The sequence below is a fragment of the Methanospirillum sp. genome, assembly GCF_035560735.1.
Classification (GTDB): Archaea; Halobacteriota; Methanomicrobia; order Methanomicrobiales; family Methanospirillaceae; genus Methanospirillum.
Window position 1 is genome coordinate 1 of record NZ_DATMYY010000177.1, and the last position, 11,524, is coordinate 11,524.

The following is an 11,524-nucleotide window of genomic DNA, read 5'->3' on the forward strand; positions in this document are numbered from 1 at the left end:
CCCTTCACTTCGCAGCGAGGAGCCGCAGCAGTGGGCTCTTCCCCCTGATGAGTACGGAAAGCTGCTTGTCTACCTGCTCGATCAGGCACTTGAGAATCAGGGTGAACTTGAGATCATGAACATCAACGATCTCTGCAGGTGCGTTTTTACAAGGCGTGGAACAGTGTGCACATATGCTGATTGTATGGCAAACACCTTTGCCATCGGGCCTGATGGGAGTATCTATCCCTGTTACCGGTTTGTCGGAATGGAACAGTGGGTGATGGGCTCGGTGTATGACAGTCCGGGCATTGATGATCTCTCCCAGAGTAATGCCTGGAAAAAGATGCATGAGTTCAAGGAATACGTTGATAAAGCGTGCAGTTCATGTCGGCATATTCCATACTGTCGCGGTGGATGTCCATACAACGCTATTGCCCCTGATCAGGGAAGTCTGTCAGGAGTTGATCCACATTGCATCGCATATAAGCGGATCTTTGACGAGATCTCTGATCGTATGAACGAGGAGATGTTTGCTGCCCCACCAGCTTTTATGAGTCCGTTTCCATCATCACATAAACCTGATTCAAAACCAGGGATAATGTCCCTGATTCATCGGATTGTGATGAAGTAATTCAGATGGTATGCAAATCAGGAGAGGATGTAATCACGGAGGATCATCCATGTCTGACACTTTTCTTCAAACCGAACTGCATGGGCCGGGCTGCTTGATGGAAGATACCCGGTATGAACCATTCTCTTTTTATTTTCCTGGCCCAGTTCCATTGCCTGCTCAAGCCCTGCTTCTGAACGCCTCCCGTTACAGAATACTGCACTGATATCAGGGTAACGGGCTAGAAGTGAACCAATCGGGGAAGGTTCTGGATCCCGGATCGCTGAATCCGAACTTCCCATCCGGGAACATGAATACACAACATCCCAAAGTCCAATCCCGTGGGAAAGAAGAAAGGAAAGTCTGCCCTCATACGAAAGATCCGCATGCATCCCGATGACAACTTCCATAATTTTCCAGAAATCATTTCTGGGATTTGCATAATACTGCCCGATCTGAAGAGAAATTTTGGATGGAAAACTCCCAACAATCAAAACCCGGCTTGTGATATCAACTACCGGTTCAAGCCCGATAAGACGGTCAGAGAGCTGATTCATAAATGCCAAGGAGATCTTCACGTTCGATTTGGCGAGGATTGGTAACCATACAGACGTCAGCCATAGCCTTATCTGTAAGATCCATCAGGTGGGATTTTTTCACACCGGCTTCTGACAGGTTACTTGAAAATCCAATTACATGATAGAAATTCATCAGGGTAGAGATGAGTAACTTACTTCGTGCTTCTCCAGAATTTCCAGTTATATCAATCCCCATCACCCTTGCAATGGAATCATACCGCTCCTGTGCTCCTGGGTAATTGTAGCGGATTACTGCTGGAAGAAGCATGGCGTTGCACATTCCATGAGGAAGATCGAGAAATCCTCCGAGGCTGTGTGCCATAGCATGTACAGCACCCAGGCTTGCATTTGAGAAGGCAAGCCCTGCATGCATACTTGCAAGCATCGTGTAGGACCGGTACTCAAGGTTAGCAGGATCCTGCATGACGAGCGGCAGGTACGACCAGATCAACCTGATAGCTTCTAGAGCATGAATATCTGTGATTGAAGAATGTGCATTTGAGACATAGGCTTCAATTGCATGGGTCAGGGCATCAAGAACAGTATGAAGTGTCAGGTCAGGCCCGAGAGTCAGGAGGGTTGCCGGGTCAATCAGTGCAACATCCGGGACCAGAGTTTTTGAAACGATAGCAATCTTCACTTTCCTGGCCTGATCTGATATAATTGCAAACTGCGAGACATCGGCACTACTCCCCGAAGTGGTAGGGATACAGATGAGTGGCGGAGCAGGTATTTCCACCATATCAACTCCTTCAAACTCCAGGATGTGGCGGTTGTTTGAACTGACTATACCAATCCCTTTGGCACAATCAATCGGCGAGCCACCACCCACAGCGATGATACCGGTGCAATGATTCTCTTTATAAATCCGGGCACCTTCCATGACCGATTCGGCATGGGGGTTAGGCAGAATATCAGAAAAGACAGAGTACCTTATTCCTGCCTCATCTAGGCTCTCAAGAATTTCAGCAGTAATACCAGAAGCGATGATCCCAGGATCAGTGACTACCAGTATATTCTCTGCCTGAAATATCGAGGCAAACCTACCTGCCAAAAAGCGGGCACCGTCTCCGTACACGATCTCCGGCGCTACGAACTTTCTCAGTTCAAAGACTGACGGATCGGTCATGATATGTGAGTAATATGAACATGAGGTATAAAAGATCACGTGTTCTGATTCTTTTTGGATGCTGCCAAACCAGAAGATGAAGAGTACAGGTCACCGTCTCATATACCAATACTTGTGGATCTGGTAGAAGACCCACCCGGGTCCGGTAATAATAAATATAAATGCCTCAGGATGTACGGTATAAGAGGGGATCCTGATAACGATCACAGCCTTTGCTCATCATAAAGGAGGAACCGGAAAAACCACTACCTGTCTTCAGGTAGCTGGATTTCTGGTGAAATCAGGTCGCCGGGTTCTGGTAATAGATACTGATCCCCAGGCCAACGCTACCCTCGGGCTTGGGATTCATCCGGATACACCGGCTCACAATATCTATCATTACTACTCGTCACAAAATAATCCTGACACCGAGCCGGTTCCACTAGCCAGTTTGATCATACGCACGATATCAAATATCGATCTTATTCCTTCTCACCTGGACCTGGTTGGTGCAGAATCCCTGCTCTATCAGAACCCTGACCGGTATGAGATCCTGGCCAGAGAGGTAGCATCTCTGAAAGATCGGTACGATCATATCCTGATTGATACTCCTCCATTCCTTGGACAGTTTTTATTAAACGGTATTATTGCAGCAGATAGGACTGTAATAGTCTTTTCTCCTGATAGTTTTGCTCTGAACGGATACGAAAATATCAGGCTTATCCTGTCTGACATAGAAGAGATACTGAACAAGAAGATCCAGATAAAAATGGCTGTATTAAACAGGTGGAGCCTGCCGGTTTCTGAGCAGTCATTCTTTTCAAAAATTTCTGCCCGGTTTACAAGACAGAAAATGTCAGATCAGACAGATGAAATAAAACATATCCTTGAAGATCAGATGAAGCGTGAAGTAGGCACGGTGATTCAGGTTCCCGAAAGTCAGCAGGTAGGGCTGTCAAACAGACGGGGAATGCCACTCGCGTTTTCTCATCCAGAGGATCCGGCAGCAAAGGCATTCGAACAGATAGCGCAGGCTCTTGATCAGGGGTGAAGGGAATGACAGAGGAACAGGAGAAGAACCGGTCGGGTCGTCGTGCCCTGTTTACCGGTGCTGGAACTTCACCGGTCCGGGTAGATTCCATTCCGGTTTCAGAAGTTGAAGAGGCAGTACGGAAGATCAATGAGACTCAGGACTGTGAACCTGCTGATATTCCAGAGATCTTTAAACCAGTCATCACACGGCTCATCACCCAGGTAAATACAATAAACCAGCAGAACTCGGAAAATGCAGATCTGCAGTCCAAACTTCTGCAGAAAAGTCAACAGATTTCAGACCTGCAATCAGAGAATGTCCAGCTCTCTTCAGAACGTGAATCATATCTGAATGATTTGATTACTTCTCATACCGAGTTTGACAGGGCACTTGAGATCTTTCAGTACCATGATGTTCCCATGGTACTCACCGGCTCTGAAAATAGTCTGTATGATGCAAATAATGCATTCTGCACTCTTTTCTCTATTGCCCGAAGCAGTATCACCACTTCACACCCACCATTGAGTACATATTTCCCAGATGAACCGGTCATAACGGGTCCTGATGGAGAGGCGTACTCAATTGTCACCCTGACTCCTCCGGTGGTTCCGTTTGATCATGAGGCAATATCTCTCGTTATCCTCGTAAAAACCACAAGAAACCCGGACCCGGCAGCACAGGGGTCAACGGCTGAGAAAGGTCAACAAACCCAGGAACTGGTTGATGAACTGACTGAAATTCCTGAACTGCCTCCAGTCAGAAATGATTCCCAAAATTATGCTTTGCTGGCATTCGAACATTTCCCCCTCCCGGCAGTTGTAGTGGATCAGTATCGCACAATAACTGCATGCAATCAGGCCTTCTGCTCTCTTGTCGGCAGAACAAAAGAGAATGTTTTCCTCCGCGACATCGGTAGTTGTGGTATAAGAAACCGGGATGCAGAGATCATCGCAGAAGTTCTTCTGGCTCCAGAACCATGCCAGGTAGATGCCCAGGTAATCCACCCTGATGGTACTGAAGAGACAGTATTCTTCGGGATCACCCCTGTAGGATTATCAGAGGAAGAACCTCTTCTCCTGCTTGCAGGTGTCCCGATACCTGCAGATCAGGAACAGGAGCCTGCAGAGACTAATGGGGCTATAGAAGCACACTCACAAGGTGGAGATCTGATGCTGAAGATGCTGCTGGATCTCAATCCAGCGGCAGCAGCACTCCTGGATGAACATGCACGTGTAATCTATGCCAATGAAGGGTTTACTGAACTGACAGGTATCAGTCCGGCAGATCTCACCGGGACTGATGTCAGAGATATCGGAGTCACTGTTCCGGATTCAGTTCTCCTTAAGGATGCTACAGAAGTCCAGTTTCTCCCTGAAGTTATCAGACTCGAAACCACATGGGGAGTTCAGGAGAACTCCGGGATGGTAGTCCCGGTGGGTTCATCAGGAAGCGGAGTTTCAGTCATCCTGATCCTGCAACCGATAACCAAGGCTGAAGAGAGGTCTGCACCCAGTCAGATTCAGGCAATTCCACCAGCGGCTACATCTCTGCCCGCTGCTATTTCCAGTCCTGTTGTGGAGATAGGCCCGCAAACCGATTCAGTCAGAAACAATGCGGATGCAAATGATCTTCCAATTCCGGTACTGCAAGCAGACATGTCTGGAGCAATTATCAAGGTCAATGAAGCATTCACCAGGATGGCAGGAGCAGGATCTGAATTATTCATTGGGCAGATGCGTCAGAAACTCATGATTTTTGAACCGCCAGGTATAGTTCACGCAACATTTCCCTCTGGTGAATTCTGGTTCAGGGAAACATCCTGGAACCAAAATGGAGAGGAGACAAACCAGACTTTTTGGTACCTGGATGTCACAAATGAGATCATACGCATCAACTCATTAGAAAAGAAAATTCAAGCTCTTGAGGGACAGATAAAGACAATCAAAGAAGAACAGGGGTTAAGTTCATCATCAAACCAGCTTGATTCAGGCGAGCAGATAGATATCGTAGAATTTGAACTAAACGAAGAGAGATACGCAATAGATATAACAATGGTCAGGGAGGTGGTGGAGATTCAGCCAATCACTCCACTTCCCCGGACCCCCCCATACGTAATAGGGATTATAAATCTGAGAGGAGAAGTAACCCACGTTATCGATCTGGCAATCCTGCTCGGGCAGCGTTCACGAAGTGATCGATCCGGACAAAAGATAATCATTATTCCGTCAGATGTCACAGGAGGAGAACATGTTGGTATCATCGTGGATAATGTCCAGAGCGTCACTGAGATCATGGGCAGGCATGTCTCCATGCTGGGTGACGATATAACAACTCAGATTAAGACTCACATAAAAGGAATCATAAAAATAACTCATAATGATGTTCTAGAGAAACGCAGTGAAACCAGCCAGGAAACAACGCTCATTATCTGGCTTGACATCCAGAAAATACTACGTGATATTCAGGGATATTCCTGAATTGTTATTAGTTCCGTTCATATTAATCAGGCACAATTATGGAAAAAAAACTCCCAACCCCGGTTTTTCCCCAGATTTCAGTACCGCAGGTAAGTGAAAAAGGTCTACCCGAACTGATTCTGGATGTCCAAAAGCGCCTGAAAATTCAGTTGACAAATTACAAGCAGGATTATATTAAACGAAGACTGCTTTCACGAATGAATTCAACACGGTCAAAGGACTTTGCTGAGTACCACCAATATCTTCGCACTCATCCTGAGGAAGAGGAGAAACTCAGGAATGCTCTCACCATCAATGTTACCAAGTTCTTTAGGGATCTTGAAGTTTTTGATCTGGTAAAAAAAGAAATTTTCCCTACTATCCTGAAAGACAAACGTACTATCAAGATATGGAGTGCAGGATGCTCTTCAGGAGAGGAACCATACACGTATGCCATCATCCTGTATGAGCTTGGAAAGACCGGTCCAGCATTTAATGGCTCAATTATAGCATCTGACATTGATGAAGAGATGCTCAAGAAGGCCAAACTTGGTGCATACGAAAAGAATGCTCTGGAAAACATGACCGAGACGCAGATAGCCAAACATTTCGATAAGAAAGAGGATGGCAAGTTCTACGTAAAGGATCATATCAAACAGGTGGTCAGGTTCCAGGCACATGATCTGATGATGTCAGGCCCGGTATCCAGGATGATGGATATGGTCTCATGCAGGAATGTGACCATATACTTCAACGAGCAGCAGAAGAAAGACCTTGTAAAACTCGTACATGAGAGCCTTGGAAAAGACGGTTTTTACATCATGGGGATGTCAGAGTACATGGCTAAAGATGTAGAACACCTTTTCAAAGCGTATAAACCAATGCTGAAAGTATTTCAGAAAGTTGAACAATAAAACAGTTATCCTCTTCTAAACAGGCTTCGTTTTTTCGGAAGGGGCTCAAGACCGGATAACTCCCTGTTTTTGTCCTGTTTATCATCGTGAGCTTTGATCTCACCGTACATCATATAAAAATTGAAAATAACTCCGATAAGGATTAGCAGGCTACCTACCCACAGTGCTATTCCCTTCGGACGAATTGCCTCGATCAACCACATCATGAGCAGGATTATCAGAAGACCTATAACGTAAAAAGGACCCCACAGTTTGAGGTTGAGAAGTTTCATCAGATACTCCACATTACGCTTGATATCTAATTAAATACTCTTATGAAAAAGTGACAGTTCATTTCAGATCATGAGTAAGTAGATATTTTTTCACGATCTCAATAGTAGGTATGGAAAGGGGAGAGAAATATACAAGAACGGGAGTTCTCCTTCTTGCAGTGTCCATTGCAGTCATATGTATAATGATATGTGGCTGTGTTGAGGTTACACCTCCATCTGGAGAGAAAAACGCATCAGCCTATGGATCTGTTGGATCTTCAGGAAACCTGACGTCAGGTTTAGAGAGTAAAACATCTACCCCGGCACCTGCAAATTCTTCTTCAGCACCGGGAAATGTTTCAGGATCAGGATCATCCCAGGCAAGCGGAGACAGCAGCCCGGGTATTAATTCAAGTCAGATCATTCCACCTGATGTTCCGGTGGTGAAAGTTACGCCAAGAAGCCTACAGGGTCTTCCAAATCCCTCTGAAACACAGTCGTACTCAGCACTCAATAACCGGACTGCCATCGGGCCGAACGCAGAGTTCGTTACGATTTATGATATTAACCACACCTTCTCTAATGATGCAGTTGCGTATACCTACACCGTAAAGAATCCTCCCCTGTATGTAGATCTGAAGATTGCTCCAGAAATTGAAACCCATGTCATCTCATATGATAAAAGGACAGGAGATAAAGAGGGATTGATCAATGTCACAGTAAACCGACCTCCAAAGGACGCTTGGTTTGAGATGAGGGTTTATGATCTCAAGGATGGATCTGAAGTATTGACTGAAGGATACGGAAAAACATACAGCCAGTCCAATAAAACTGTTGTTTTGAGATCAAGTGGATCATATCAGTTTGATCTTCTTGGAAACAACGTCAATGCTAGTGTAATTTTAAAAGTTCCGGTAAGTTCTGATGCACTTGAACAGTACCAGAACGTGACCAGCCTTATTGACACAAAGAAGCAGGAGGCCGGCCTTATACCAGCAATATATCTAATACCCTCTGACCTTCCAGCCGACTGGAAAGTTTCAGGAGATATTACGTATACTGCTTCGCAATATCAGTCTATCTTTGTAAACCCGGCTTCAGGATACAAACTCGAACAAAACATCAAAAAGTATGATTCAACTGATAAAGCTCTAACTGCACTCGCTGACCTCAAGAAGGCCGCTGCTTCAGAAAACCCGGCTGCAACACTTATCGGTCAGGGAGGATACCAGTTTGAAACCGTCCGCAAAACAGAGGTTGCTTTTGTGCAGGGGCAGTACCTGATAGAACTGACCAGTTTTTCAGTTCCGGCAGTATCACTCACTGATCTCCAGCGATATGGTGTAATTATCGTCTCACGGGTGAATTCTTCAGGATAAACCCACCTTTTTTTACTGAGTTAATACACTGAATTCCTGCAGATAGTTGATGTTTGTGAAGGTTTTCAATTCAGGATCTAACTTCTGAATCTCGTTGACCGGGATAACCAGAGTCGAGAGTTGGTCAGTAATATCCCTTATTCTCCGGGCTGTATAATTCGAAAAAAACCAGATCAAAGCTTCTCTTCTGTAGACTGCATGTAGGGGTTCAAGGTGGCCGGCCTCCCATTCCGGTATGGCTACATCTGCATTGCCAATACGAGTGAATAGTTCCTCGATAACCGCTGCAGAGATAAACGGCATGTCACAGGCGACAATGATGATGAAGTCTCCCTTTGTATGTGAGAGAGCACTTCTGATTCCTTCAACCGGACCAGTCCCCTTAATTGTATCAATAACACAGGGATATGGAAATGAAGCAGTGACTTCCCTGGCCTGCTCAACATCTCGGCAACTGAGGATGATCTCATCAGTTACAAGAGTCAGAGTTTTTATCTGTCTTTGTAAAAAGGTCTCTCCCTCATACTCAAAGAGGTACTTGGCTCTTCCTCCGGCCCGGGTTGCCATCCCACCAAGCAGAATGAGAGCGGTTCTTGATGCTCGTACCATTCACTCCTGCTCCTTGAAACTTAAATTCTGCTGAATCATCTTTTTGGATGCAACTGCCTCGATACGAAGCAGTTCCTCTTTAATCCAGATATCTGGAGTAAAACCTCCAAGTCCTTTTGATGCTACTACCCGGTGGCACGGTACAAGAAGTGGAGTTGTATTTCTACTCATGGCAAGTCCTACTGCCCGTGGACTGGTACCAGCCTTTAGTGCAATTTCACCATATGTTTGCACAGAACCATAGGGGATAGCCTGTACCACCTTGTATATTCGACCATATGTCCCTGGCTGATCGGGAAGATGAGTTACGAGAGGATCCAGACTTGTAACTTTTCCAGAAAGAAAGCGGGTTATGACTTCAGGCACAGGTCCCACAATTCCTGTCTTCTGAAACCGAATCCGGTGGGCAACATTTCCATCCCAGGTGACATTGACATACCAGAGTCCCAGCCGGCATGATCCCTCGCTCACTTCCATCCCCTGATCTGTTTTGAGAACTCTTCGTATGTGCACGGGATGAGTTCATCCTGAATCCATTCAGGAAGACGAGTACGGATCTGATCCTCAACAAATCGTTTCTCTCCAAACACAAGCACTCCCCGGTCTTCTGGAGTCCGAAGTACACGCCCGAGAGCCTGCTGTACTTTGTTGAGAGCAGGAAGGGTGTATGCAAGAAATTTACCTTCTTCCCCGTACCGCTGCGTATAATAGTCCATGATCATCTGCCTGACCCGGTTCCAGGGTGCAAGGGGAAGGCCTATCACCATAGCCCCGGTGAGCATCTCACCGCGGTAGTCAAGACCTTCAGAAAATTTGCCGCCACAGACTGCAAAGAGAATACCAGAGCGACCAGTTCTTGGAAGATTCATAAACTTTGAGAGAAGTTGTCCGGCTTCAGAACTCTCTTTGGGTTCGATGAACACCTCTTTTTTAATGTGGATCTCTACATCCCTGACAATGGTTTCCAGCACCTGGTATGACGGAAAATAGACTGCAAGGTTGCCGGGACTTGAGGCAAAAGCCAGGATATATTTGATAAGTCTCTGCGAATGCTCTTTGTTCTGTCTCATTGAGAAGGCGGATGTGATATCAGTAGCAGCAAGGACGAGACGATTTTGCCTTGGAAATGAATTGGGAAGTTGAAACCTTTTCACAGGAACGTTGTCTGTTAACGTACGGAAGTAGAGTTGCTGATAACTTGATAAGGGAGTCAGGGTTCCTGAAATCAATATCATACAGGAGTGTTCTTTGGCAAGGGCCGAGAGGGCAGGAGCAGGATCAATATTCTGGGCTTTGAGTACGATCTTATCCTGATCTTTTTGGTATACCGTGAGATATGACGGGTTGCGAAGTGAAAGATTAAGGCGGGAGAGGAACATAGAAAGCCGCTCAATACCCGTAGCCTTATAATCACCTTTCTTTGAACTGGCCTCTTTCACAACTTCGGATACCTCCATGAGTTGATCAACGACCTCTTCCAAACTGCTGTAAAACGACTCTCTGAGGACCATCCGGGAGAAAATAGTGGGATCAAACCAGTCTTCGGTCTCCATCGATCGTTTAAGACCGTCAATAAATTTGTTTATCTGGGGAATCAGATGACGGACTGCTTCGAGATTCTTCATCTCTTTTTTCAGGGTGCCTAATTCCCTTTCAGCTGCCTCCAGGGCCTGTTGATCTACAGACACAGACAGGATGTCCTGCATGACATCACCACAGTTATGGGCCTCATCGATGAGGAGCATCATTTCAGAAGGCTCGCGCTGAAGGTTCAGATAGAGCTGCTCTCGAATCTGATCATCAAAAAGATGGTGATAGTTGAGCACCAGAAGGTCAACATGTTGAGATGCCTGCACCATTACCTCGTAAGGACAGAGCCCTTCGCAGAGATCGCCGACATTCCCGGGATCTACTCCTTTTGATGAGATGATCTCTGCTTTCCGGCGGCATGATTCAGAAGGAATGATCTTTATGTTCCCGCTCTTTTCAGAGTATACCGCAGCCTTGCTTCTGATGAAAAACGGGCATAAAAGGGGATGATCAGGATCATTTTTCTTTATCTGCTGAAGAATATAGGGATCTTTAGACGGATCCATTGCTCCCCGGTCTGCCCGCTCTTTAATAAGTGAAGTTGAGAAGGCTTTGACTGCCTCACATTTCCGGTATACATCACCAATTCCTCCAAGCGGACAAAGTGAACCCTTACCAACAAGATATGAATATTTGAGTCCTGGCTGTTTCCTGCGGACCAAATCCAGTTCCCGGATATAGGTTGTCATCTGGGAAATGGTGCGAACGGCAACAACAACCAGCCGATCTCCGCGTTCTGCCAGGAGAGAAGATACAACGCTCGACTTGCCTGAACCTGTTGGTGCATCAATCAGGAGTACTCCACCGGAACGGGCACAGGCGGCAGCCTCATTCAACATATCCTCCTGTCCTGGTCGGTATGCCGGATATGGGAACCACCGGTCAAGCTGGGTCATGCCATACCTGTTAGTCTTTCTTCCTCTTATCTCTGTAAGAAAAGATACCCGGTTTCACCAGACAGTATGATAAAAAGAGCAAAAGATTAAAAAAAGTTATAACCCGTTCTCTTTAAAG

11 protein-coding genes are annotated in these 11,524 nt (G+C 46.0%); 5 read left to right on the forward strand and 6 right to left on the reverse strand.

Going from position 1 to position 11,524, the window contains the following annotated elements; all coding sequences use genetic code 11:
• Nucleotides 1-613: TIGR04083 family peptide-modifying radical SAM enzyme (locus tag VN429_RS05330; protein ID WP_325630600.1), on the forward strand; the 613-nt coding region annotated here is incomplete at its 5' end.
• A 17-nt stretch (nt 614-630) separates the two neighbouring features.
• Here VN429_RS05330 and VN429_RS05335 read toward each other — a convergent pair.
• Both VN429_RS05335 and ercA read right to left on the reverse strand, forming a co-directional pair.
• A complete protein-coding gene (locus VN429_RS05335; RefSeq protein WP_325630602.1) occupies nt 631-1,149 on the reverse strand; it encodes a DNA-deoxyinosine glycosylase in 519 nt (172 codons plus the stop codon).
• Nucleotides 1,133-2,299: an alcohol dehydrogenase-like regulatory protein ErcA gene (gene ercA / locus VN429_RS05340; RefSeq protein WP_325630604.1), complete on the reverse strand. Its 1,167-nt coding sequence runs from the start codon at nt 2,297-2,299 to the stop codon at nt 1,133-1,135. Before ercA ends, VN429_RS05335 begins: the two co-directional genes overlap by 17 nt.
• Nucleotides 2,300-2,501: 202 nt before the next feature.
• Between ercA and VN429_RS05345 the strand changes: the two genes are divergently transcribed.
• From VN429_RS05345 to VN429_RS05355, 3 genes are read left to right on the forward strand one after another with little or no spacing between them, the layout of a single operon-like run.
• Nucleotides 2,502-3,329, forward strand: a complete 828-nt coding sequence (locus VN429_RS05345; RefSeq protein ID WP_325630633.1) for a ParA family protein — start codon at nt 2,502-2,504, stop codon at nt 3,327-3,329.
• A 5-nt stretch (nt 3,330-3,334) separates the two neighbouring features.
• Nucleotides 3,335-5,788: a chemotaxis protein CheW gene (locus VN429_RS05350; protein WP_325630607.1), complete on the forward strand. Its 2,454-nt coding sequence runs from the start codon at nt 3,335-3,337 to the stop codon at nt 5,786-5,788.
• A gap of 38 nt (nt 5,789-5,826) precedes the next feature.
• The gene (locus VN429_RS05355) at nt 5,827-6,681 is read left to right on the forward strand and encodes a CheR family methyltransferase (RefSeq protein ID WP_325630612.1); all 855 of its coding nucleotides are present in this window, start codon (nt 5,827-5,829) and stop codon (nt 6,679-6,681) included.
• A 5-nt stretch (nt 6,682-6,686) separates the two neighbouring features.
• On the opposite strand, the gene VN429_RS05360 is transcribed toward VN429_RS05355, so the two are convergent.
• On the reverse strand, nt 6,687-6,953 hold the full coding sequence (locus tag VN429_RS05360; protein ID WP_325630617.1) for a hypothetical protein: 267 nt from the start codon (nt 6,951-6,953) through the stop codon (nt 6,687-6,689).
• A gap of 110 nt (nt 6,954-7,063) precedes the next feature.
• On the opposite strand from VN429_RS05360, the gene VN429_RS05365 reads away from it, so the two are divergent.
• Nucleotides 7,064-8,311, forward strand: coding sequence for a hypothetical protein (locus VN429_RS05365; RefSeq protein WP_325630623.1), 1,248 nt, complete (start codon nt 7,064-7,066; stop codon nt 8,309-8,311).
• Between the two features lie 12 nt (nt 8,312-8,323).
• Here the strand turns inward: VN429_RS05365 and VN429_RS05370 are convergent, their stop codons facing one another.
• Genes VN429_RS05370 through VN429_RS05380 form a run of 3 tightly spaced genes read right to left on the reverse strand, consistent with a single transcriptional unit; the run spans nt 8,324 to nt 11,406 of the window.
• Nucleotides 8,324-8,920 (reverse strand): molybdenum cofactor guanylyltransferase, encoded by a 597-nt coding sequence (locus VN429_RS05370; protein WP_325630625.1) that lies wholly within the window; start codon nt 8,918-8,920, stop codon nt 8,324-8,326.
• The gene (locus VN429_RS05375; protein ID WP_325630627.1) at nt 8,921-9,397 is read right to left on the reverse strand and encodes a methylated-DNA--[protein]-cysteine S-methyltransferase; all 477 of its coding nucleotides are present in this window, start codon (nt 9,395-9,397) and stop codon (nt 8,921-8,923) included. It abuts the gene before it with no gap.
• Nucleotides 9,388-11,406 carry an ATP-dependent DNA helicase gene (locus VN429_RS05380; RefSeq protein ID WP_325630630.1) on the reverse strand — a complete coding sequence of 673 codons (2,019 nt, stop codon included), beginning with the start codon at nt 11,404-11,406 and terminating at the stop codon, nt 9,388-9,390. The genes VN429_RS05375 and VN429_RS05380 overlap by 10 nt, the downstream gene beginning before the upstream one ends.
• Nucleotides 11,407-11,524: the final 118 nt, after the last annotated feature.